This is a genomic window from Shouchella oshimensis (assembly GCF_002019765.1).
Classification (GTDB): Bacteria; Bacillota; Bacilli; order Bacillales; family Bacillaceae_D; genus Shouchella; species Shouchella oshimensis.
In genome coordinates, this window is sequence record NZ_KV917380.1 from 516,958 (window position 1) to 541,809 (window position 24,852).

Consider the following 24,852-nt stretch of genomic DNA (forward strand, 5'->3'; position numbering starts at 1 on the left):
TACCTCCGTTTACATACTGTAAGCGGAGGTTTTTGGGTTTAAAAATGAAGGAAGAGCAAAAAAGCGTTTGCGTGATTGAAGAGGGATTGATTCTTCGTACACGTGACTATTGGCTTCCCATTTGACAATTAATTCAAGCTGATCATCACGATCAAACGCAGCATCGGCTGTATGCATATAGTCAATGGCATCATTATGCCCAAGGTATGTATTCTTCTTACGTGTCTCCGATAATAGCTTACCGTGATGGTATAATTCAACTCCAATAAGAGATACGTTCAAATGCCCATGCCAATAAACCTGACCAAACCAGTTAGCTGTTTTTGCAAGAGGTTCTTGATTGAAGTCTGCCACCCATAATTCTGTTTCAGACATGCCAACCCACTTAGGTGGCAAGGTAATGGAAATGAGTACCCAGCAACTGAGTGTGAGGAGAATGGCTAACGGGATGAACAATCGTTTCTTTTTCATAATCAACGCTCCTATTACCACAACGCTCTTTAATATAGATGAATGAATCAAGAGCAGAGTCTATAGTTTTATCATAAGCAATGGAGCAAATTGACGTCAATATGACGGGCGAAGAGTTTAGAAAAACTTAAGAATTAGTGGATCATTCTTTCTCATTTCATCCAAAAAGAGGCGGGGACATAACGAAAAGTAGTAGTTGAAAAGACGAATAGTCTAAAATATGCTGAGTAGCACCGCTACAGGAGAATCCTGCGCTTTCCGGGGACACGGCCTCAGCCTCCTCCGTGGAAAACCGCCACTTCAGAGTCTTCAGACACGTGCTGATCCCCCAGGAGTCTTCGGATTCTCCTTCCGCTTATGTTCATATAAAACAAACGACGAACGTTCCTATTTTCAGGAATGTTCGTCATTTTGGTCTGTCTATCTACTTTTGTCCCAGCCTCATTCCAACACTTATTCGTACTGTTTCCATCACGATGAGTGGACAGTTGTTCTTCGTTTGTTTATAGAAACGTCTCGATAGCTGTTTATTATAGTACCTGTTAAATCAGTATGATAAAGAACAGATCGTTCTTGTTCAAGGATGAAAGCATAAGTTTTACCTGTAATAGGGTTTGTCACTTCAACCTCTACATCTTCAGCAAATTCAGAGACGAAAATGAATAGTTCTCCTTCTTTAAATGAAAGTTTGCGACCATAGACGCCGGGGTTTTCTCCACCTTTATGCCAAATAAGTTCACTCGTCACATTGGCCTGTTGAAGAGCATAGCGATAAAGCGCCTCAATCACTTCCGATCGATCGTTTAACTCAACTGGTAAGGGACTCCAAATAAAGGTTCCATGTCCGATTGAAATGGATGTCACTTCGTTTTTGTTTAAACCATCGACCTTTTCTTTTACTAATTCTGCAATGCGTCTTGCGCCAAAGCTAACTGGGTAAGTCTTGCCATTCATCGTTAGTGCTTCTTCACGTAGAACATTACGTTGTGTTGTTTGTCCGATTGCTTTCGTTAGTCGCTCCGAATGTTTCCAGCTTGCATTCAGCCGTAACGGTCCGGAGAAGAGGAGTGTACCTCCTTGTTGCGTGTAAGTGATGAGCTGTTCAAAGGCTTCATCACTAAAATTATGGGCGCTTGGCACGATAACGAGTTTAGGTGGATGTTCCATTAAGTCATGTAAATGATATTCACTCAACCCTCTTACGTGAGTGTTTAATTCATAGGATAGCGTACGTATGGCCTTCGTCGTTGCAGCAAAGGCAAGTTTTCGTGTAGAAAAATCATTTGAATACGGATAAACTACTGCGACTTCTTCAAGAGTTCGATCGACAAAGAGCGATTTCGCACCAGCAATAAAAGCTCCGAAGTCATAAGAGACATCTGCTTCTGGTTTTTCGGTTCCGTCAGCACGTAGCGCTCCGATATTGGACTCATTCACGTTGTCCATGTAGAAGTTCGTATTCCACAGCCACTGTACGGCTCCTGCTCCACCAGTAGAGAAGGCATAGGCATACTTGCGCTCTAAAATAGTGCGCAATTCATCTTCAGTCCGTTTCGCTAATCCGTCAGGTTGCTCGAGATACATAATGCCTGTTTCCTGCACAAGATTTGGCTTTCCACTTGTTTTCGTGAATACTCCATCCCAGACTAGATGATCTTGCTGCCACCAAGTGTGATTCGTCGTATAGTCAACGGCTGATGCATAGAAGAATGGTGTAGGTCGTTGTGAACACAATGCTTCATCTTGGCCAACTGTTACTAAACGATTTGGGTTTATGGCATGCAATGCTGACGATAAATCCGAGGCCCAACGATTATGCATATCCATGGTGAATAACGTATAGTCGAGCCAAATTAGGTTTTTACTTGGGTTACGCATATCTTGAACGTCCATATTCATCTCTTCCTGTTCCGGTGTTGCGATGTGATGGAAATCAGGTAGTTCTGCTGATGAATAATTCCATGCTTCCTGTACACGACGGATCGTTCCGTATTTTTCTCGGGTCCAATCTTGGAAAGCCTTTATCTCATAAGGGTCCCGTGCCGAACGTGGTCCGGAAAAGATACGCTTTGGATCAAACATAGAAGGCTCGTTAATTAAATCCCAGTGTAAATGAGTCGCTTCTGAATAGCGCGAAGCGATCGCTGCAATAAATCGCTTTTGGGCTGCAAGGCTTCGTGGATCTAAGTATGGGTTGCTTCCTTCCCACGTCTCAGGAGTAAAGGCAAAAAAGGTAAAGCACAGATCAAGTTCATGCTTTTTTGCTGTTAGTACGAAGGCGTCAATGGCACGAAGGACTTCTTCATACGGATGTCCGTCGACAAACATGATTTGGCGCCATGCAGTCCATATACCTGAACGAATATGGTTAATTCCAGCGTTCTTCATTTGTTCCATATCGCGATCCCAGACATGAGCATTAGGAAGGAATAGAAACTTGCGTGCGACGTCTGACGTCATATAGGTCATCCCAACAATCGGGAACGGTTCACCGTCTTTTTCAAAATAATCTCGATTGGCTTTTAACGGCGTACCAGATGCTAGCAAAGCTTCTGAAAAACCCCAAAAGCCTTGATTCAGTTCAATGCTCTCTCCTGCGGTGGATGTCGCTTTCACGTCGATCGTGTAAAATCCTTCTTGAACTTGAAAAGGAAGCGTTCGTTTTAGGAATGATAAGTGAAGGGATTGTGTAACATGGATAACGTCTTCGTACAGGCAATCCTTATCCTTATTTACACGTAAGTGAAGCGTCCACTCTTTCTTTTGATCAGGACGATGATGCAAAGAAAGACTTTGTACTTGAATGGTCAGAGTCGGTACCTCTTGTGGGTAGTAACTGGCATAGCCGGGTTTAACCCAAATTTCTGTAACCCCTTCAGCAGTATACCAAGCAAGCTTGTTCAGTAAATCCATTCCTTGGTCCCAAAACAACTGATCAATTCGTTGGTTAAAGAAAATCCATCGTCCGCCTGCGAAGGAGCCTTTCGTATTTTCAATTAAGACAACAGGTGCCGAAACGTTCCTGTTATCAGCTGTCTGTCCTACAAGAAGAGGATAGATGTGAGCATCCATCGGTCCACTTGATCCGTTCTCTAATGGATGATCATCCTGTTTCGTCACGTGAAGCACAAATCCATAGGTAGGTTGTATGCTGATGGTTTTAATAAACGGCTGTAAAAGCGGTCGTTCGCTTGATGGTACGAGCGTTTGGACATGATCCGTCCGAACTGCTAACGCTTCATGTATTTGAAGTTGCTGGTGGTAAGCGGTTTGTTCCACTTCTATTTTCCATTCATGATTGTCTTTGTAGACAGGGTATCGGAATGGAATATCGCCAATATGTACAAGCCCACCACCTGTTTCAAGAAAACGGAGCAGAGATGACCACATAGCCTTAGGAAAATAAGAACCATGTAAATTAATAAACGTGTCGTATTGTCCGCTAGTTAGTGCGTCCTCTACTTCGTTTGCATCGACTACTTGAGTGAGAGCGGTTAGTTGTGTAGATGATGGACGCTCTCCATCAAATGGAAATGTGGAATCGTAAAAAAATAAATAAGACATAACGGGCTCCTTTGTATTAGTTTTTAACAGCACCTTCTGTTAAACCAGCAATGAAATAGCGGCTAAATAAGAGAAAGACAATTAAGATAGGGACAGTAGCCATAAATGTGCCTGCCAAAATCATGGAATAATCGGTATAAAACACATCGTTTAATGTCCGTAAGGCAATTTGAATCGTGTGAACACTTTGGTCCTTTAATACGACAAGAGGCCATAGAAAATCGTTCCACGTATTCATGAACGTAACAATCCCGAGTGTAGCAAGACCAGGTTTGACTGTTGGAAGAACAATGTTCCAATACGTGCGAAACGTACTACATCCATCCATCCTTGCTGCTTCCAGGAGCTCATCAGGAATGGCAGATGAGATATATTGACGCATCCAAAACACACCGAACGCACTAACCATAGCAGGAACAATGACTGCTTGAAGGGTATCAATCCAGCCTAACTGACTAATGATCATAAAAGAAGGAATAAGCCCAAGTTGTGGTGGAATCATCATGGTAGCAAGTAAGAAAACGAACAGCATATTTTTGCCTTCAAAATTTAGTTTTGCAAATGCGAACCCAGCTAAGGAACAAAAAAACAACACAGACAACGTGACGGTCCCAGAGATAATAAAGGAATTAAACATCGAGCCAAAGAAATCGATTCGCTCAAATACGTTTCTAGCGTTTTCAACAAACTGTGTTCCTGGAATCATTGCAGGTGGAAATTGATTGACAGACGTCGTGGAGTTGGACCCAATGACGAACATCCAGTAGAACGGAAATAAAGATACGAGTGAACTCACAATGAGAAAAAGATACAAGAAGATCTTGGGTAGTTTCTTTTGACCAACTTCTTTCATTTCAAACGGTCTCCCTTCTTTTTTAGGTTGATTTAATTCGACGTGTAACGATGAGGTTAATGAGTGAGACAATCATAATGATTAAAAACAGAACCCATGCAATGGCGGCTGCATAACCAAAGGAGAATCGTTCAAATGCTTCCTGGTAAAGGTATAGTGTCATCGTTAAGCCCTGTGAATCGGAACCAACACCAAAGAGGAGTGGCTCAGTAAAGACTTGCATGCCTCCAATGGATGAAAGGAGTACAGTGAAAATAATGATAGGGCGAATCATAGGAATGGTTATATAAAAGAACTGTTGAATTTTATTCGCACCATCGATTGTAGCGGCCTCATACAAGTCTTTCGAAATACTCTGAAGACCAGCTAAATAAATAATGGTGTTATAGCCAACCCAGCGCCACATCACCATGGAGGAGATCGCCACATGCGTGCCGAAGTAAGAACCCTTCCAGTTAATAGGATCAAGACCAACTAAGCTAAGGAAGTAGTTGATGATTCCATACTGGGTACCAAATATAGCAGAGAAGACGATGGCTACGGCGACGATTGATGTTACGTTGGGCATGAAAATACTTAAGCGAAAGAAGCTTTTTCCTTTTAAAAACGCCTGATTCAAAATAAAGGCGAGCACTAAGGCGACAAATAGCTGAGGAATGGTGGACAGCGCCCATATGCTAAACGTGTTTCCAACTGCTTTCCAAAACAGAGGATCGTTTGTGAATAAACCGATGTAATTTGAGAAACCAATAAATTCTCTTTCACCAAGAATATTCCAACGGTGAAAAGACAAATAAGCAGTAAAAATAAGGGGGAACATCCCGAAAACACCAAACAAGAGAAAGAAAGGAGAAATGTAAAGGTAACCCGAAATACGATCTCTCGTCCGCTGATTGTATTTCTTCTGTTTTTTCTGTGGTGTAGGTGGGTATTGCTGGCGCACTTCTGTACTCATAAAGTCCATCCCTTCTGATGAATGTTCATAAGAAACAGCGTAAGATGACCTACGCTGTCTCCACTGTTACCTAACGCGACGTTTGACGATTCACTTCTTGAATGGCATTGTCCCATGCTGCTTCAGGTTCTGCTACACCATCGGCTACAGTACCCAGAGCATCTTGCATGATTGTGTTTATTGGGGCGGTATCTGGAGCCCGGTATACATCTTTAACGAGTGTAGCGGCCTCTGCAAAAATAGCACCAATATCATCACGAATAAAGAAACCGTCATCGAGTTCTTTCACAGCTGGTTCGTCATAAATCCCAGGAGTGGAAGGGAAGTTCCCGTTTACTTCAAAAATATCGAGTTGATTATCTGGTGACATGAGCCAAGTAATAAAGTCATAGGCTTCTTCCGGATGATCGCTTTGAGATGGAATCGTTAAGAAAGAACCACCCCAATTCCCTGAGCCTTCAGGCATTAAGGCGATATCCCATAAACCGGCTGTATCAGGTGCATCGTTTTTAATATTTTGCAGCATCCAAGGTGGAAGGAAGACCGTCGCAAAATCGCCATTTGCAATGGCTGCACCCCATTCAGGTGTCTGCCGTTCAATATTGGCTTGAATGTCCATCGCTTCAATCGACTTATCCCACGCTTTTAAAATTTGAGGGCTATCATCAATGATTAAGGTGCCGTCTGTTTCAAAATATTGTTTATCCCCTTGCTCACGAATCGCAGAATACATATCTGCTACATCGCTAAACATAAAGCTCCCTGTCTCTTCTTTTAACTGCTTACCAGCTTGAATGTAATCGTCCCATGTACCCATCGCTTCAGCAACGTCATCAGGATCTGTAGGTAAGCCTGCTTCCTCGAATAAATCGACGCGATAGGCCATGGCCATTGGACCAATATCGGTAGGGATGCCGATAACGGAACCGTCATCAGAAGAGGCTTGGTTCCATTTCCAGTCGAGATAGTCGCCTTCTAAATCGGCAGCCCCATAGTCGGATAGATCGTAGAACAAGTGACTGCTTTCTTTAATACGCTCAAGATACCCTTCATCAACACCAGAAATGTCCGGAGCACCAGAACCAGCAGCAAGTGCGGTAATAAGGTTCTGATGGGCATCAGCGTACTCAGCCTCTTGAATATTAATGTTGATTCCTGGGTTTTCGTCTTCATATTGGGCAGCTTTTTCTGCAAAACCCATCCCAGGCCAAAGCCACATTGTTAATGTAATGTCTCCTCCAGTCGACTCACTTGAACTAGAGCCGGAAGAACAAGCTGCCACCAAACCGATACTTCCAACGGCTACCAAAGATTTAAGTACAGAACGAACCATATAAACCCCTCCAGATTATTGTTATCTTTGTTAGTTTATTTTGTTATTGTTGTTAAACATATCACTTCCTAATCAATATGTAAACGCTTTATTTCTAACTATTAAAAAAACGATAAGACAAGGCTTATCGTTTTTTCGGTGCATCTATTGATTCGTTAAAAGTGATATCTCCGACTATCAAGATTTTTTCAGATGGGTAATCTCTATTTTTAGCACGCCAGACAAGGCGATCAACAGCGCGTCGACCCATCACTTGTTTCAAGACTTGAACTGTGGTGAGTGCAGGGGATAAATGTTTATCCTCTTCGAGAGAGTCAAAGCCGGTAACGGAAATATCTGTTGGACATGCCAACCCGTTCTGTTCTAATAAAACAATCATGCGTCTTGCGATGTGGTCGTTTGCGCATACGAAAGCAGTAGGGAAGTCAGTTGAATGAATTCTGAGTTCTTCAAAGTGTTGTTGGAGATTTGCTTCCATATTATCGTCGTAAGGGATGGTTAGAATTTTCTGGTTGCCTTGTGTAAGCGGGATATCTGCTTTTTCTAGTGAGTTACGAAAACCGATCCAACGCTCGTAAAAACTTTGGGAATAATGGATATTCCCTACAAACAGTAACTGTTTATGTCCTAGACCAATTAAGTGATCGGTCATCCGTTCAATGCCGCCGAGATTATCCATAAAGATGCTGTCGGCACGAATGATTCTAGCTTCGTGATCTAGAGTAACTATAGGTAGGTTGTAAGTGGATAACGCAAGTAAAGTTTGCTCGTCTACTGTTCCGACTGTAATGATGCCGATTAAATTTGGGACATCCACTTTTTTCGATAAATCCATTTCGCTTGTAATGACAATCATTCCAGCTTTCTTACTTTGAATATGAAGGGATATGCCTTGGAATACAGCGCCCCAATATGTGTAAGAGATGCTTTGGTATTCATAGTTTGGCAGCACAACTAGAATATAACCATTTTCAATTTCCGTCTCTAATGGTAGACTTGGACCTTCTGAGGGGCCATCTTTAGAATAGCCGAGTTGTTTCGCGGTGAATAAAATTTTCTGTCTAGTCGCCTCGCTTACACCAAGCTTATTATTTAATGTTTTTGATACTACGTATTTAGACACACCTACAGTATCGGCAATGACCTGCATTGTAACTTTCCGTTGACTCATATTTACACCGCCTGAACCTGTCTGATTTTGTTAGTTATGTTAGTATTATATCAAATTTTGTTAGCTGTTCATATGTAGGAATGGAGAACGAAAGGTTGAGTCATTTGTTTCAAAATGGGGGTAAAAAGGCAGAAAAGAACCACCCCGAATCGATTGCCCTATCGAAGGGTGGTTACGCTCATTGGGACAATCAGATGCCTGTAGATCCGATTCTACCAATCTCTTTATAGATAAACTAGTTCTTTCGATAGACGCAACTTAGTTAGAAGATAGCAGAGTTAATCGGTTTAAGCAAGCATTTGCATAAAGAGAAAAAAGGGAATAGAAGGAGTAACTGCGATTTTGCGAGAGTGAAAAACAAAAGAACGATAACTCTTTAATCATTTCTTATATCGTAAAAGGTAAAAAACCAAACTTCTCCTTGCATATGTTGATCCGCTCATATAAGATAAAGACAGCTACTTGGTAATACCGGGTAGCTACTAAAATCATTACTACTTGGTTATACCATGTAGTTAGTAGGTGACTTGATGTCAAGAACACAAATTCTAAAAGGAATCTTAGACGCGTGTGTAATGACGATTATTAAAGAAGATGAGGTTTATGGCTACGAATTAGCAGTGAGGTTACAAGCAGTGGGGCTACCTGAAATTAGCGATGGGACCATTTATCCTGTGCTGCTTCGTCTACAGAAGAAAGGCTTTATCTTTAGTGAATTAAAAGATTCCCCATCAGGACCAAAAAGAAAGTATTACTACTTAACGAAGGAGGGGGAAGAGGAATTGAACAGTATTATTCAACAATGGAACACGATTGTTACCCCTGTGAACGAGCTTCTTGGAAGGAAGGATGAAACATGACGTATACAGAAGAATTAATTAAACTGAACAACGAAAAGCGAGAAGCGTTGTCTGAAAGGAATCAACAGGTTTATGAAGATTTCCTCTTGTATTTTCGAACGGATTTAAGAATAGCTGAACAGCAAGCAGAGGAATTGTTAATGGATATATTAGATCATTTACTAGAAGCGGAGAAAGAAGGAAAGACCGCTTCTGATCTATTTGGTGAAAATCCGAAAGCCTATGCAGAAGAACTCATTGCTCATTTACCGCGTGAGAAAAAGAAGCATCAGCTAGCGGTGGTCGCTGATGCCTTCTTCAGTACACTTGCCTTTATCTTAATCATACAGGCTGCGGCGAATGGCCTCTTGCCACTCTTTTTTGACTACAATCAGGCGATTTCAGTTGGAAATGCACTTGTCATTGCCATCTATGTAGGGTTCTCGATTCCTTTGGCAATTAGTATGGTGTTTGGTTTCGTTCGACAGTCTTTATTTAAACCAGACCAGAAGAAAAGCGATACATGGATGATCCTAAAAGGTGGCTTATATGGCATGGTTTGGTTTGTCCCGCTGTTTTTGTTTTATACATTTGTTCCGAGTTTCGGGCCTGAGCTCTCTTTAGACTGGTGGATTTATGTCGTAGTCGGTGGTCTCTTGTACCTTATTCTAAAATTCATAAAAGGCTGGGACAAAAGTAGATAGACAGACCAAAATGACGAACATTCCTGAAAATAGGAACGTTCGTCGTTTTTTTTATATGAAAATGAGCGGAAGGAGAATCCGAAGACTCCTGGGGGATCAGCACGTGTCTGAAGACTCTGGAGTGGTGGTTTTCCACGGAGGAGGCTGAGGCCGTGTCCCCGGAAAGCGAAGGATTCTCCTGTAGCCGTGCTACTCAGCATATTTTAGACTATTCGTCTTTTCAACTACTACTTTTCGTTATGTCCCAGCCTCTTCCACTTTATTAGTCGAGTGGCTCATAAGTGAAGTAATCAAAGTCAGCTGGAAGACTCTCGCCTGATGTATCTTGGCATTGCATTCCGACAAAAGCGCCAGTGAAAAAGCCTCCCCCACGAACATAATCGTCCGATAGTTTATAAGAATCAAAGAGTATGTCTAGTTTCTTCCAATGAACACCATCGAACGAGTAAGAATAAGCATAGGTTTCGGTTTCGACAGTAACACGTAAATAGACATCTTCCACTTCATTTGGGATGGGGATCTCTTGATTCCTTAATGGTTGTGAAAATGAAAAATTATCGCAGGCTGTAAGTGCAAGCACTCTGCCTTTTTCTTCATGGTAGGTCACTTGCAGAGCGGTCCAATTCTCTGTGTTGTAATAGTTTACAAGTCCGGCAGCTTGTTGAAAGGTGTCTGGCTGAAAACGGACTTTTGTTTCAGCTCTAAAGTGGAAATGTTGCCATCTTCTTGCTACAAATGCTTGTGTGAATTTTGATGTTAACGATTCTTTTCCATACAGACGCAAGTGTCCAGGACGATCTTGCAGAGAAAGACACTTTTGGTCTAGAGGGATGCGTAACGTTTGGTAATTCATAGGTAACGTATCCTTGTCAAAATGATCGGTTTGGTCTTCTTGTTCAAACGGGTATTCCGTCATAGCAGGTCCTTCAATCTGAAGGGAGGGCTCATGTCCCCCGACCAGATAAGGCCAATCGTTTTTCCATTCTAGGCGTTGAATCGCTGTTTCTCTTCCTAGCGGGCAATAGCCTCTCGGTGCCAGTAAGGGTTGACCATTCCTAGGTAATGGTCGGCCAGTAAGGTGAACAAGAAACCATTCGTCCGTATGGGTGTGGACGATGGACGCATGGCCAGCTTTTTGAAGCTTGTTTTTAGGATATGGATACGACGTCAGTAATGGATTTTCTGGGTGCACTTCATAAGGACCCCATAAATCTTTTGACCGAGCGATCGTTGCCTGATGTTCGAAACGCGTCCCACCTTCTGCCGTTAACAAATAGTAATAGCCATTAATGAAATAAAGATGAGGAGCTTCTGTTAGTTTTATGTCCGTTCCTTTAAAAATAACGTCTTTTTTTCCGACTAATTTCTGTTTTACTGGATCATATTCTTGTAGAACAATGCCGTAGAAAGAATGATTGGGTATACGGTGATCCCATACCATGTTAACGAAATATTTTCTACCGTCTTCATGATGGAACAGCGATGGATCAAAGCCAGAACTGTTTAAGTGAATGGGATCAGACCAATCACCATCGATTGTATCGCACGTAACGAGGTAATTATGGCAATCCTTCCATTGTCCTGCTACAACCTTTACATCTGTGAAAATGAGCCAAAATGTCCCATCAGAATAGGACAAGGCAGGGGCCCATACACCGCCTGAATCAGGATTTCCAATCATATTTAGCTGGGATAATCGATTAAGGGGTCTTGAAACAAGCTTCCAGTTTTTTAAGTCCCTTGAATGATAAATGCCCACACCTGGGAACCATTCAAAAGTCGAGACGGCAATATAGTAATCATCTCCAGCTCGACAAATACTAGGGTCAGGATTAAATCCAGTTAAAATAGGGTTTTGAATCGTTGTCATAGCGATCATGCCACCTTTTCATAATAGTTGTAAGCGCTAACAATACGGGTAACAGGAATGAACCAGCTCTATGCATTGCTGCATGAACAAGTTATACTCCTTCTGTTTTCATAGCAAAAAACGATCCATCACCTCCATCCGTTATGTTAGATAAACGAATTAGTTGTGTTCTAGAAAATGTTTAATAAAATGTTCACTGGAAAAAGCAGCAACACCTAGCGCAGCTGAACGCTTCTCTAATTTAGAAAATTGTAGCTGGGTAGCTGATGATTGATTAGAGAGAGACGATTGTTCGAGATGATTCTGAATGTCATCTGAAAGCCATTTGTGCAAAACAGCTAAACGGTTCCCAATAATGATTTGCTCTGGATTAAAGACATTAATGATGGTATTAATACCGATAGCCAAATTCTTTCCAATGAGTTGGATAAGCTCAATTGTTTGTTGATCCCCTTTTTCAGCTAGTTGGACAATAGTCTCAAGTGAGAGTGGTTTTTTGTTAAGAGGGGTGAGTCCCGCTTCTTTTCCTTTACGTACTAACGCTTTTTCGGAAGCGAATAGTTCCCAGCATCCTTTATTGCCACAGGTACAAATCGGCCCATCTTTATCAATGGTCATATGTCCAAGCTCACCAGAAAGCCCATGTTGTCCTAAATAAAGCTGATTATTTAAGATGAGCCCTACGCCAATCCCGATGCCTACACTGATATAAATAACATCTCGATGCTCTTGTCCAGCACCAAATCGTTTCTCTCCATAAGCACCGGCGTTAGCTTCATTATGAATCGTAACAGGTATGTTGTACTTCTCTTCAATGAGTTTACTAATTGTGACGTTTTTCCAATTCAGGTTTGGAGCAAGTAAGATCTCACCGTCTTTGTTTATCATGCCTGGGACACCAATCCCAATCCCAATAACCCCGTACGGACTTTTAGGCGTAACAGAGAGTAACTCATCAATTAAAGAGAAAAGGACTTGTGTTGCCGTTGGAAATGGGAACTCGTCAATATCAATTTGCTTTTCATAAACAATTGTTCCTTGTAGGTCCGTTAGAATGGCAAGTATGTAGTTTACGCCAATATCAATCCCGATAGAGTAGCCTGCTTCTTGATTAAACAAGAGCATAACGGGTTTACGACCGCCATTTGATAAACCCGGACCTAGTTCAAGTATGAGTTCATGATCAAGGAGTTCACTCACGGACGATGAGACGGTTCCTTTATTAAGGCCGGTTTGATTTGCAATATCAGCCCTTGAAATCGGGGAAGATTCCTTAATGAGTTGCAAAATAATGGATTTGTTTCGTTGTTTCACCACATGCTGGTTGTACGTCTTAATCAAAAAATCAATCCCTTCAAGATATCGTGTACTATTAGGTACACTATAAAGTACTGAAACAGGAAACGCCATTCATTAGGATACTTTGTTTACTCATTATACACTTAGTTTATCTACTAGACAAACTAAGTTTTGCATGCTATTCTAATTTTGACATTCGTTCCACCATCTCAAAATACGTTAAGGGGGAAGATCATGAACAAAAAGAAAGCGATTACATTAATATCGACTTGTAGTTTAGTATCACTTCTTGCAGTAGGGTGTTCAAATGGTTCTGGTGGTGAAGCAAGCAACGGGAGCTCGGAAACAATTGAATTTATGCATCTATGGCCACAAGGGAGTTCCGCTGAACATCATCGTATTGTCAATGAGATCGTAGCTGATTTTGAGGAAGAGAGCGGTATTTCTGTTGATATGCAAGTACTAAGTAACGAGCAGTACAAAGATCAAATTACGATCTTATCTGCTTCCAATAGCCTACCAGATGTTGGAATGACATGGGCAGCAGGTTATTTAGACCCTTTTGTTGAGGGAAATAAATTTGCACCATTAGATGACTTATTAGACGACGGATTAAGAGAAGAGTTTGTTGCAGGCACACTTGAAGCCTATGAAAAAGAAGGGGAAACATACGGTTTACCACTTGAATTAAATACAGTGTACATTTACTATAATAAATCCATTTTTGATGACTACCAGTTAGAAGTGCCTGAAACGTATGAAGAATTCGAACAAGTCATTCATACATTAAAAGATGAGAATGTGAATCCAATTGCTTTAGGTAATGGCGATCGCTGGACCGGTTCTATGTGGTACATGTATTTTGCCGATCGAATTGGCGGTAGTGAGACCTTGACGAGCGCCATTGATCGTTCTGGTTCATTTGAAGACGAAGCCCTTGTCGAAGCAGCCGCAAAAATACAAGAATTGGTTGAGAACGATTCATTTGTAAGTGGGTTTAACGGATTAGCGGATGAGGAAGCGAAGAGTATGTTTATGAACGAGCAAGCAGCCATGTACATGATTGCGACGTGGGATTTACCGAATTTTACAACAAATGAAGACATTCCTCAAGAATTTAGAGACAGTGTTGGGTATTTTACGTTTCCAACTGTAGAGGGTGCTGGTGATCCAAAGAGCTATGTAGGTGGTCCTGGCGTTGGCTTGTTTATCAGTGAAGACTCAGATGTAAAAGAAGAATCGAAGCAGTTTGCTACGTATTTTGTAGAGCAATGGGGAGAGCGAGCAGTTTCTGAAGCTGGCGTACTTCCTGCCACAACAGTAGACAGTGATGCTCTAGACTTACCTGATATGTACGTAGACGTCTTGAATGATTTGAATGAAGCAACGAATTTAACCCTTTATGCAGATGTTCAAATGTCTGCTGCGACAGCCCAAACACATCTTGATTTAATTCAGTCCTTATTCGGATTAGAAATAACACCTGAAGAATTTGCAGAAGCGCATGAAGACGCTTTATCAGATGAATAGTGCACGTACATGATCCAACGTTTTTAACAAAAGGGCTTTTTAGTAAGAAGAGCCCTTTTTACTTCTTTCAATGGGGGTGTGTGAAATGAACAAAGTGATGTCAAACAAGTGGTTTATAACCCTCTACCTTCTTCCAGCCCTATTGCTGCTACTGGTACTAATCTTTATTCCGCTTCTTCTTACTGGTTATTATGGGTTAATGAGCTGGGATGGAATTGGCGAAATGAGTTTTATTGGTCTTGACAACTACATAAACGTTGTACAAGATGCTACCTTTTGGCAGAGTGCAGGTCACTCGTTTTTGCTAGCTCTGTTTTCAACTTTAAGTTTACTTCTTTACTTAGCTGTCTCGCTTATACTGGCGTCAAAAATTAGAGGTGCCACTATTTTTCGTAAAGTATATTTAATTCCGATGCTCCTTTCATCAGTAGCGATTGCACAGCTATGGATCAAAATTTACAACCCTTCCAACGGAATGCTCAATACCATGTTGGGCTGGATCGGAGTGGAAAATCCACCGCTATGGCTTGCGGACCCATCGATTGTTCTTTATTCCATCTTTATTCCGATTCTTTGGCAGTACGCTGGATTTTATATTCTGATTTATTATGCAGCATTAAAAGGAATACCAGAAACGATTATTGAAGCAGCGAAGATCGATGGTGCAAGTCCATTGCAAATTGCCCTTCGTATTAAGCTCCCATTAATTATGGGTGTGATTAAAGTCACCATTGTTCTTGCGGTTGTTGGTTCACTAAAATACTTTGATTTGATCTTTGTCATGACCGGCGGAGGACCTAACGGAGCAAGTGAAGTGATGGCTTCTTATATGTATAAGCTTGCTTTTGGTAGCTACAACTTTGGCTATGGTAGCGCAGTCGGTTTTGCTCTTCTAGTTATTACCTTAATTGTCACCTATATTGTTCGCAAATTAACCGCGGATAAAGAAGATATCCAATATTAACGAGAGGTGATTGCATGAAAAAACTCGGTTACTTCCTGTTATACGGAAGCTTGAGTATCGTAGCCATCATTCAAGTGTTCCCTATTGTATGGTTGTTTCTCTTCTCTTTAAAAGACAACCGCGAAATTTTTGCAGGGAATCCATTTGCTTTACCGCAAGCGATTAAATGGGAAAATTACTACAGCGTCTGGGAAGCAGGCATTGGTAATTACTTTTTTAATAGTGTTTGGATTACGACTATATCGATTTTCTTTACATTACTTTTTGCGAGTATGGCTGTTTTCGTCATTACGAGAATGCATTGGAGGCTAAACAAACTCGTCCTTGGGCTATTTATGATCGGGTTAATGATTCCGATCCATTCGTCGCTCATTCCATTGTTTAGTATGTTTCTAGATGCAGGGATTATTGATAACCCTTGGGCCATCGTTTTAACGTATACAGCTTATAATTTGCCGATTACGATGATGATTCTTTTAGGATTTTATTATACGATTCCCAAAGAAATTGAAGAAGCTGCTATTATTGACGGCGCTTCCTTGCATCGGCTCTTTTTCACCATTATTTTGCCGCTCACTATTCCTGTTTTGTCAACAACAGCGATTATTAATATGATTTACAACTGGAACGAGTTCGTTTTTGCGAATACATTCATCAGTTCCGATCGCTACAAGACATTAACCGTCGGAATTCAAAACTTTGTTGGTCAATATATGACGGACTGGGGCGCTATTGGAGCAACGCTCGTCATTAGTGTGCTACCGATTTTAATCGCATTTTTCTTTTTTAGTAACAAGATAGTGGAAGGGATTTCATCGAGTGCTGTTAAAGGATAACTATAGGAGGAATGAACAATGACTTATTTTTCAACGGTATCAAACGTTCGCTACGAAGGGAAGAATTCAACCAATCCATTTGCTTTTAAATTCTACAATGCCGAAGAGGTTATTGGCGATAAGACGATGGAAGACCATTTGCGATTTGGGGTAGCCTACTGGCATACGTTTACAGAAGATTTAACAGATCCATTTGGAGTAGGAACGGCGATTAGACCGTGGAATCATTTAAAAGGTCTTGATTTGGCAAAGGCGCGAGTGGAAGCGGCCTTTGAGTTCTTTGAAAAATTAAGTGTGCCTTACTTTTGTTTTCACGATGTAGACATTGCGCCAGAAGGCGAGAACCTGAAGGAAAGCAATAAAAATCAAGATGTTATTGTTGCTATGATGAAAGACTATATGAAAGATAGCAAGACAAAGCTATTGTGGAATACAGTAAATAATTTCTCCCACCCTCGTTTTGTCCATGGTGCGGCTTCATCAAACCATGCAGATGTGTTCGCTTATGCTGCGGCTAAAGTGAAAAAAGGGCTAGAAATAGGAAAAGAGCTCGGTGCAGAGAACTATGTGTTTTGGGGAGGGCGTGAAGGCTACGAAACTCTCTTGAATACGGATATGAAATTGGAGCTAGATAATCTTGGACGTTTCTTTCATTTAGCCGTTGCATACGCAAAAGAAATTGGGTTTGATGCACAGTTTTTAATTGAACCAAAGCCAAAAGAACCTACGTCCCATCAATATGACTTTGATGTGGCGAGTGGCTACGCGTTCCTCCAACACTACGGATTAGAGAAGGATTTTAAATTTAACATTGAGGCCAATCACGCGACATTAGCAGGTCATACATTTGAGCACGAGCTTCACTACGCACGTATACATGGAATGCTTGGTTCTGTTGACGCCAATCAAGGTCATCCTCTGTTAGGATGGGATACGGATGAGTTTCCAACAGACATTTATGCGACAACACTCGCCATGTATGAAATTCTAAAGAATGGTGGACTTGGGCGGGGAGGATTAAACTTTGACGCAAAAGTGAGAAGAGGCTCCTTCGCAGCAGAAGACCTAGTTGAAGCACATATAGCGGGTATGGATAGCTTTGCTGTTGGTTTAAAAGTAGCACAAAAGTTGCTGGATGATGGTGTACTAGAAGCAGTTGTTGAAGATCGCTACCAAAGTTATTCCACCGGGATTGGCAAACAAATTGTAGACGGAACAGTTAGCTTACAAGAATTAGAGCAACATGCGTATACGTTAGATACAATCCAACAAACGTCTGGAAAGCTCGAGCGTATAAAAGCCATCATCAATCAATACGTATTAACAATGTACGCAGATCAATAGAAAAACCTAGGGCTAGGTGTGGTGATAACGTGAAGTATGTGATTGGCATTGATTTAGGAACAAGCGGGGTGAAGATTACTCTTGTTAACCGACAAGGTGAAACGGTTCATGAGCGATCAAAAGCGTACCCCCTTATTCAACATAAATCTGGGTATAGTGAACAAGATCCAAACGAGTGGGTAGAGAAAACCTTAGAAGGGTTAGCCGAAATGGTTACTCACTTTACAGGCAACCCATTGGACATAGAAGGAATGAGTTTTTCTGGACAAATGCACGGTCTTGTTCTACTTGATGAACAGCAACAGCCCCTGCGGCACGCCATTCTTTGGAATGATACGAGAACGGGAGAAGAGTGTAAAGAGATTTACGAAAAAGTAGGCCGTAAAAAGCTACTTGAGATTACGCAAAATCTAGCTTTAGACGGGTTTACGTTACCGAAACTGTTATGGGTGAAAAACCATGAGCCAGAAGTATTTAATCGAGTAAAAAGCTTTCTTTTACCGAAAGATTATCTTCGTCTCAAGCTAACCAACGCGCTCCATATGGATTATTCGGATGCAGCTGGTACTCTTTTATTAGATGTAAAGCAATCATGCTGGAGTGAAGAGATTGCGAGATTAGTGGGTCTTGATAAAGCTCTGTTTCCGCCACTTGTAAACGCTCATGATAAGGTAGGGGTATTAACCGATGAGGTCGCCAAACGCACCGGGCTTTCTAACGAAACCAATGTGTTCGCTGGAGGGGCTGATAATGCTTGTGGCGCCATCGGTGCAGGTATCTATGAAGAAGGGAAAACCCTCGTTAGTATTGGAACGTCTGGTGTGGTTCTCTCTTACGAGGAAAGCAGCGATAAAGATTTTCAAGGTAACGTTCATTATTTTCATCATGGGGTTGCAGAGCGCTTTTATACAATGGGGGTAACCCTTGCGGCTGGCTACAGTCTTCAATGGTTTAAAGAAACGTTCGCGCAAGAAAAACGTTTTGATGAAGTGCTCGCTGAACTAGAAGAGGTGCCGGCAGGGGCCAATGGTTTGCTGTTTACACCGTATCTTGTAGGTGAGAGAACTCCCCATGCTGATGCAACCATTCGAGCTAGTTTTATCGGCATGGACAGTGGTCATAAGCATGCTCACTTTGTGCGTGCAGTTGTCGAAGGCATTACGTTTTCCTTACACGAATCTGTGATGTTGTTTAGACAATATGGAAAAGAAATTGAGACGATTATTTCTATTGGAGGCGGAGCAAAAAGTGCCTCGTGGTTACAGATTCAAGCCGACATCTTTAACGCTAAGGTCGTGAAGTTGTCAACAGAGCAAGGCCCTGCGATGGGTGCTGCTATGCTGGCCGCTTATGGATGTGGTTGGTTTGCCTCGTTGAAGGAATGCGGCGATGCGTTTCTGTCCATTGAGGAAGAATTCGTCCCTAACAAAGCAAACGTGAAGACGTATCAGCAACTATTCAATGTCTATCAACAGGTATATGGGAAAACGTCTGAACTAAATGAACAATTATCTACGTTTAGAAGATAGGTGAGTAGAGGCTTGGACATAACGAAAAGTAGTAGTTGAAAAGACGAATAGTCTAAAAGATGCTGAGTAGCACCGCTACAGGAGAATCCTTCGCTTTCCGGGGACACGGCCTCAGTCTCCTCCGTGGAAAACCGCCACTTCGGATTCTCCTTCCGCTTATGTTCATATAAAACAAACGACGAACGTTCCTATTTTCAGGAATGTTCGTCATTTTGGTCTGTCTATCTACTTTTGTCCCAGCCTCTACTTTTTTGCTTTAAGGATACGTTTACAAATGTTTGATAATGTGCGATAGTTACTAACGAGGTGAAAAGCATGTTAACGATTGAACGACATGAGCGCTTGCTCGCTTATTTAGCTGAACATAGATCCATTCGAGTATCAGAAGCAAGTAAGCAATTGAACGTAACAGAAAAAACCATCCGCCTTGATTTAGAGGCACTTGAAGCCAAGCATTTCCTTAAGCGTGTCCATGGTGGAGCCGTTTTGTTAGAGACAGAAACGAGCTTGTTACCCATTCAAAAAAGACAACAGAGCCACGGCGAAAAGAAAAAGGAAATCGCTTTAAAAGCCAAGACATGCTTAGCAGATCATGACGTCATCTTGCTAGATGGAGGCAGCACTGCAGTGGCATTTGCAGAAACGTTAGGCGATCAACCATTAACGGTTATTACAAATGACATTCAAGTAGGGGCTGAACTATATGAAAAAGAAGCCATTCAACTCATCATGCTAGGAGGCGTACGTCAAGGAACGAGTTCTGCTCTTTACAGCACAGAGACAATAAACATGCTTGATGCCTTCTATGTAAAGAAAGCATTTATCGGCACGACTGGAATCTCAGTAAAAAATGGATTATCTGTGTTAAATCAACAACATATTGAATGGAAGAAAAAAATAATTACTGCTGGAGAAGAAGTTATTTTACTAGCAGACTCAACAAAATTTGGTCAGACCGGATTAATGACATTTGCTGAGATAAGCGCACTTGACGGAATTGTAACAGATACGCAAATCGACCAGTCAATGAAAGCCGAGTTGGAAAAGCAAGGCATACAAGTGTATTAAAAAGATTGTCTAATGAGAATAATTGTGCTATTATCAAACCCAAACGAACATATATGAACATTAGGAGGGTAACGATTGTTCTCACTATCGGGAAAAACTGCTTTAGTAACAGGTGCCAGTCGTGGGCTAGGGCAAGGGATGGCGATTGGCCTTGCAGAAGCAGGGGCAACGATTATTGGTGCTGGAATAAGTGATATGAGCGAGACGAAGGCTGCTGTAGAGCGGTGTGGCAGTACCTTTATTGGACTAGAGGCCGATTTAGCCGCTGAAACAGGAGCCGAAAAGCTTGCTAAACAAGTATTTGACCTTTTTGAAAGCGTTGACATTTTGGTCAATAATGCAGGAACGATTAAACGTGCTGAAGCAGAAGCCTTTACCGATGAAATGTGGCGGTCGGTTATGCAAATCAACTTAGATGCTGTTTTTTCCCTTTCAAGAGCAGTAGGAACGCGAATGGTTGAACAAGGAAAAGGGTCTATTATTACGATTGCATCAATGCTCTCGTTTCAAGGTGGTTTACGTGTTCCAGCGTATGCAGCTAGCAAGCATGCAGTTGCTGGGTTGACTAAGTCTCTCGCAAACGAGTGGGGAAAGAAAGGGGTTCGTGTTAACGGGATTGCACCTGGTTATATGGTGACGTCCAACACAGAAGCGATTCGAAACGATGAACAACGATATGAATCGATTTCATCACGAATTCCGATGGGGCGATGGGGGGTTCCTGCTGATTTAAAAGGACCGGTGGTGTTTCTTGCATCAGATGCTTCTTCATATGTGAATGGGCATATTCTTGCAGTAGATGGTGGATGGTTAAGTTCATAATAAAGGAAAAGAGGCGAGGGAATGGATATTCGGTATGAAGTGAATCCGATTGATTTTAAGTCGTACAGCACAAGTGAGGTTCGAGAAGCGTTTTTAATTGAATCCCTGTTCCAAACAGACACCTTGCAATGGACGTATTCGCATTATGATCGACTTGTTATCGGAGGAGCGGTGCCTGTAGAAAAAACGTTGCGATTAGACTGGAGTGATGTCTTAAAAACAGCTTACTTTTTAGAGCGAAGAGAAATCGCTGTGATCAATATTGGCGGTGAAGGGACAGTGCGTGTGGATGGGGAAGACTATACCCTCGTCAAACGAGATTGCTTGTACATTGGAAAAGGGAAGGAAATCGTTCAATTTGAGAGCGAGGATTCTGCTCATCCAGCTCGGTTCTATCTCGTTTCTGCAACGGCTCACCAATCGTATCCAACGAAGAAATTGCCAATCTCAGAAGCGGTACCGACTAAGCTTGGCACAGACGCAGAATCGAACCGCCGCACTATTTATAAGTACATTCATCAAGAAGGAATCCAAAGCTGTCAGCTCATGGTTGGTATGACATTGCTTGAGCCGAATAATATGTGGAATACGATGCCAGCTCATTTACACGACCGACGAATGGAAGCGTATCTGTACTTTGATATGGAGCCATCTTCAAGGGTTATGCACCTTATGGGACAGCCCAACGAAACCCGTCACATCATTGTGAAAAACGAACAAGCTATTATTTCGCCACCGTGGTCTATTCATTCTGGTGTGGGAACAAGTCATTACACATTCATTTGGGCCATGGCAGGTGAGAATTATACATTCACCGATATGGATCCAGTTCCAATGGAAGCGTTAACGTAATGCGTAGCAATGTAGTGTTACTAAATGGGTAAGTAAGCCAATAAGAGAAAAGCATCTTCTTCAATATCCTTTTATAGTAAGAGAAAAGGCGTAAGGAGCTGATCCAATGAAAGATAAGTTCGCTACAACGTTATTTACGGTAAGAGATGAGTTGAAATCGGCAGGCATTGGTCCTGTTTTTAAAGAAATTGCGGAAATGGGCTATGCTGGCATTCAACTCTCTGGGTTGCCACCTGGCTACGATCAAGACGAAGTCGCCTACCATTTAAAAAAGAATGGTGTTGCTACAGCTGGGATGCACGTTTCGTTTGACCGTTTAACTAACGAATTTGATCTTGTCAGACAAGAAGCAAAAAAATACGGAACAACCGATGTGTTTTGTCCCTATTTACCTGAGTCTCTTCAAACGGAAAGTGGGTACCGTGAAGTGAAGAAGACATTAAATGCGCTAGCAAAAGCAGCACCAGAGTTACGAATTGGCTACCACAATCATGCATTTGAATTTGAAACGCAGCTTGAAGGAATGGATGCACTTGCCTATTTACTAGAGCCACGTGAGGATAATGCCATATTTGCTGAAATTGATGTATTTTGGGTAGCAAAAGGTGGGCATGATCCCCTTTCCTATGTGGAGCCTTACAAAGGAAGAATGCCGGTTATTCATTTGAAAGATATGACCGCAGATGAGGACCGAACGTTTGCAGAAGTAGGTGAAGGGATTATTGATTTTCCACCCCTTTTACAATGGGGAGAGCGGCATGGAATTGAGTGGTACGTCGTCGAGCAAGACGTATGTAAAGGTGCCCCAATGGATAGTTTACGAATGAGCCTAAGCAATCTGCACCGTTTTGCAGATGCGCTTCAGGAACAAAAGCAAAAAAAATAAGCTGGTAAAAGCAACCAGCTTACTCAGCAACGGCTTGGCGCTTGTATTGTTCAGGTGTCAAGCCTGTTAATTGTTTAAACACCTTTGTGAAGTGGGATGGATAGTTAAAGCCAACCTGATAACAGACTTCTGTCACGCTTGCTTGATGGAGCAAAAATTCAATTTTAGCTTGATTCACTCGTCGTTGATATAAGTATTTAAAGATCGTTGCCCCAGTCATCTCTTTAAACACCTTCGCCAAATGATACTTGCTCATATGCAATGCATCCTCAATCGCCTCAAGTTTTAAATCCTCTTGGTAATTCGCTTCAATAAACCCTACAATAGCCTGCACGGTCTTCTCTTTTTGAGACATATAAGATGAGGGTCGGTCCCCATGCTTATCTGAATGGGACGAGAGAAATGCGAGGAAATCCATAAAAGCCAGTTGAAAGCGAGCGAATTCATCTGACTCTCTCAGAGGCTTACAATCGTTTAATCGCTTCAAATAGGTCTCCACTTCCTCTTTTTCCGTTCCTCGAAACGGGAGGCGGAGGGGTTTCACTTGAGTGAACGTTGCGAGCATAGTTGAATAGCCCATTGTTTCAAAAATACGCTGAAAATAAGCTTGATCAAAATGAAGGGTAGAACGAACGTAGGGCTGATCGCGAAATAGCTTCGGACAGTGCAGTGTTAAACCGTTCATTAAAATCATATCGCCAGGCTGTAAATGCAAGATTTGATCCCCAATGAAATACGTGCACTTTCCTTGATGAAAATAGTAAATTTCAGCAAGTTCGTGAGAATGAAAGGGGAGGTTCTGAACATTTTTATGATCTGCCTGATACGTAAAGTTTAATCGTTCGTTTAGTGGGAGAAGCCCGCTCATCGGACATTCTCCCTTGAGGTAAGATGCACGGCTTGTTGTTGCGCAAGTAAGCAGAGTTCGGCTGCTTTAAATGCGTGTGCCTGGGTCATCGCCCGTTCCGTCCTATGGATGCAGTCTAAAATAAGTTCACCAAAAAACGGATAGCCAACTTTTCCTTGCAAGGACAAATGATGTTCACCATCTTGATTGACTAAGTAAAGGTGATCGCCGCTTTTTTCTCGGGCAACATCCACATATTTCCGAAGTTCAATCGTTCCTTTTGTGCCTGTAATAAACGTTCGACCGTCACCCCATGTGCTCAACCCATCAGGCGTTTGCCAATCCACTTTAAAAAACTGAGTTGCCCCTGTATTCCCAACTAAAGTAGCGTCTCCGTAGTCTTCCAATTCAGGGAAGGCAGGGTTTGCATAATTCGCAACCTTACTATGAAGGATTTGAGCGTCTGAACAACCGGCATAAAATAAAAATTGTTCAATTTGATGGCTCCCAATGTCACAGAGGATGCCACCATAGTTGTCTTTTTGAAAAAACCATTCAGGTCGATTCTCTGCTTGAAGTCGATGAGGACCAAAGCCAGTCACTTGAATGACGTCGCCAATTGCTCCATTCGCTATGAGTTCGCCTGCATAGACTGCAGATTCAACGTGAAGACGCTCGCTAAAGTAGACCATGTACTTTCTTCCTGTTCGCTTAACGGCTGCTTTCGCTAATTCAAGTTGTTCAAGGCTCGTAAAAGGGGTCTTATCGGTAAAATAATCTTTCCCTGATTCCATTGCGCGAATGCCAAGGTTAGCTCGCTCAGATGGGATAGCGGCCGCCGCAATCAAGTGGATGGAGGGATCCGTCAATATCTCACTTTCAGATGAAGCAACACGAACGCTAGGGTACACGTCAATAAATCGAGACACCTTCTCTGGATCCGGATCATAAACAGCTGCAAGTGTACCGCCTGCTTCAATCAAGCCATTACACATCCCATAGATATGCCCATGATCAAGAGCGATGGCTGCAACTAAAAAGTCCTCTGGTTGCACAACTTTGTTTGGTTTTCCCTTTGGTGCATAGGTCATGCCATCCTGCTTTCCCATTATAGA

At 42.0% G+C, this 24,852-nt stretch carries 22 protein-coding genes; 12 read left to right on the forward strand and 10 right to left on the reverse strand.

Features of this window, described 5'->3' with window-relative positions; genetic code table 11:
* Positions 1-9 precede the first annotated feature (9 nt).
* The 6 genes from BK583_RS02485 to BK583_RS02510 form a co-directional block, all read right to left on the reverse strand.
* The gene (locus BK583_RS02485; RefSeq protein ID WP_139366155.1) at positions 10-471 is read right to left on the reverse strand and encodes a hypothetical protein; all 462 of its coding nucleotides are present in this window, start codon (positions 469-471) and stop codon (positions 10-12) included.
* A 471-nt stretch (positions 472-942) separates the two neighbouring features.
* A complete protein-coding gene (locus BK583_RS02490; RefSeq protein WP_055735365.1) occupies positions 943-4,035 on the reverse strand; it encodes a beta-galactosidase in 3,093 nt (1,030 codons plus the stop codon).
* A gap of 16 nt (positions 4,036-4,051) precedes the next feature.
* The gene (locus tag BK583_RS02495) at positions 4,052-4,888 is read right to left on the reverse strand and encodes a carbohydrate ABC transporter permease (RefSeq protein WP_055735364.1); all 837 of its coding nucleotides are present in this window, start codon (positions 4,886-4,888) and stop codon (positions 4,052-4,054) included.
* A gap of 22 nt (positions 4,889-4,910) precedes the next feature.
* Positions 4,911-5,843 (reverse strand): carbohydrate ABC transporter permease, encoded by a 933-nt coding sequence (locus BK583_RS02500; protein WP_078440008.1) that lies wholly within the window; start codon positions 5,841-5,843, stop codon positions 4,911-4,913.
* A 70-nt stretch (positions 5,844-5,913) separates the two neighbouring features.
* Positions 5,914-7,176, reverse strand: a complete 1,263-nt coding sequence (locus BK583_RS02505) for an extracellular solute-binding protein (protein ID WP_055735363.1) — start codon at positions 7,174-7,176, stop codon at positions 5,914-5,916.
* A 124-nt stretch (positions 7,177-7,300) separates the two neighbouring features.
* Entirely contained in the window at positions 7,301-8,347 is a 1,047-nt protein-coding gene (locus BK583_RS02510; protein WP_038483817.1) for a LacI family DNA-binding transcriptional regulator, read from the reverse strand.
* A 95-nt stretch (positions 8,348-8,442) separates the two neighbouring features.
* Here BK583_RS02510 and BK583_RS21245 point away from each other — a divergent pair, with 95 nt between their 5' ends.
* The 3 genes from BK583_RS21245 to BK583_RS02520 all read left to right on the forward strand — a co-directional run bounded on the left by BK583_RS21245 (position 8,443) and on the right by BK583_RS02520 (position 9,890).
* Positions 8,443-8,577 carry a hypothetical protein gene (locus BK583_RS21245; RefSeq protein ID WP_269083159.1) on the forward strand — a complete coding sequence of 45 codons (135 nt, stop codon included), beginning with the start codon at positions 8,443-8,445 and terminating at the stop codon, positions 8,575-8,577.
* 297 nt (positions 8,578-8,874) lie between these two features.
* Positions 8,875-9,207 (forward strand): PadR family transcriptional regulator, encoded by a 333-nt coding sequence (locus tag BK583_RS02515; RefSeq protein ID WP_139366156.1) that lies wholly within the window; start codon positions 8,875-8,877, stop codon positions 9,205-9,207.
* Complete coding sequence (locus tag BK583_RS02520; RefSeq protein WP_055735361.1) at positions 9,204-9,890, forward strand: DUF1129 family protein; 687 nt, start codon at positions 9,204-9,206, stop codon at positions 9,888-9,890. The genes BK583_RS02515 and BK583_RS02520 overlap by 4 nt, the downstream gene beginning before the upstream one ends.
* 262 nt (positions 9,891-10,152) lie before the next feature.
* On the opposite strand, the gene BK583_RS02525 is transcribed toward BK583_RS02520, so the two are convergent.
* Both BK583_RS02525 and BK583_RS02530 read right to left on the reverse strand, forming a co-directional pair.
* On the reverse strand, positions 10,153-11,760 hold the full coding sequence (locus BK583_RS02525) for a glycoside hydrolase family 43 protein (protein ID WP_055735360.1): 1,608 nt from the start codon (positions 11,758-11,760) through the stop codon (positions 10,153-10,155).
* Between the two features lie 159 nt (positions 11,761-11,919).
* Positions 11,920-13,101, reverse strand: coding sequence for an ROK family transcriptional regulator (locus BK583_RS02530; RefSeq protein WP_055735489.1), 1,182 nt, complete (start codon positions 13,099-13,101; stop codon positions 11,920-11,922).
* A 192-nt stretch (positions 13,102-13,293) separates the two neighbouring features.
* On the opposite strand from BK583_RS02530, the gene BK583_RS02535 reads away from it, so the two are divergent.
* From BK583_RS02535 to BK583_RS02575, 9 genes are all read left to right on the forward strand, one after another.
* A complete protein-coding gene (locus BK583_RS02535; RefSeq protein WP_055735359.1) occupies positions 13,294-14,589 on the forward strand; it encodes an extracellular solute-binding protein in 1,296 nt (431 codons plus the stop codon).
* 85 nt (positions 14,590-14,674) lie between these two features.
* A complete protein-coding gene (locus tag BK583_RS02540) occupies positions 14,675-15,553 on the forward strand; it encodes a carbohydrate ABC transporter permease (protein ID WP_055735358.1) in 879 nt (292 codons plus the stop codon).
* 14 nt (positions 15,554-15,567) lie between these two features.
* Complete coding sequence (locus tag BK583_RS02545) at positions 15,568-16,389, forward strand: carbohydrate ABC transporter permease (protein WP_038483795.1); 822 nt, start codon at positions 15,568-15,570, stop codon at positions 16,387-16,389.
* 18 nt (positions 16,390-16,407) lie between these two features.
* Positions 16,408-17,733: a xylose isomerase gene (gene xylA / locus BK583_RS02550; protein ID WP_055735357.1), complete on the forward strand. Its 1,326-nt coding sequence runs from the start codon at positions 16,408-16,410 to the stop codon at positions 17,731-17,733.
* A 29-nt stretch (positions 17,734-17,762) separates the two neighbouring features.
* The gene (xylB, locus tag BK583_RS02555; protein WP_055735356.1) at positions 17,763-19,262 is read left to right on the forward strand and encodes a xylulokinase; all 1,500 of its coding nucleotides are present in this window, start codon (positions 17,763-17,765) and stop codon (positions 19,260-19,262) included.
* Between the two features lie 315 nt (positions 19,263-19,577).
* Complete coding sequence (locus BK583_RS02560) at positions 19,578-20,330, forward strand: DeoR/GlpR family DNA-binding transcription regulator (RefSeq protein WP_038483786.1); 753 nt, start codon at positions 19,578-19,580, stop codon at positions 20,328-20,330.
* A gap of 75 nt (positions 20,331-20,405) precedes the next feature.
* The gene (kduD, locus tag BK583_RS02565; protein WP_055735355.1) at positions 20,406-21,152 is read left to right on the forward strand and encodes a 2-dehydro-3-deoxy-D-gluconate 5-dehydrogenase KduD; all 747 of its coding nucleotides are present in this window, start codon (positions 20,406-20,408) and stop codon (positions 21,150-21,152) included.
* A 21-nt stretch (positions 21,153-21,173) separates the two neighbouring features.
* The gene (gene kduI, locus BK583_RS02570) at positions 21,174-22,004 is read left to right on the forward strand and encodes a 5-dehydro-4-deoxy-D-glucuronate isomerase (RefSeq protein WP_055735354.1); all 831 of its coding nucleotides are present in this window, start codon (positions 21,174-21,176) and stop codon (positions 22,002-22,004) included.
* A gap of 106 nt (positions 22,005-22,110) precedes the next feature.
* Positions 22,111-22,890: a sugar phosphate isomerase/epimerase family protein gene (locus BK583_RS02575; protein WP_055735353.1), complete on the forward strand. Its 780-nt coding sequence runs from the start codon at positions 22,111-22,113 to the stop codon at positions 22,888-22,890.
* 19 nt (positions 22,891-22,909) lie between these two features.
* Here the strand turns inward: BK583_RS02575 and BK583_RS02580 are convergent, their stop codons facing one another.
* Complete coding sequence (locus BK583_RS02580; RefSeq protein WP_055735352.1) at positions 22,910-23,758, reverse strand: AraC family transcriptional regulator; 849 nt, start codon at positions 23,756-23,758, stop codon at positions 22,910-22,912.
* Positions 23,755-24,846, reverse strand: a complete 1,092-nt coding sequence (locus BK583_RS02585) for a Gfo/Idh/MocA family protein (RefSeq protein ID WP_055735351.1) — start codon at positions 24,844-24,846, stop codon at positions 23,755-23,757. The genes BK583_RS02580 and BK583_RS02585 overlap by 4 nt, the downstream gene beginning before the upstream one ends.
* Positions 24,847-24,852 lie beyond the last annotated feature (6 nt).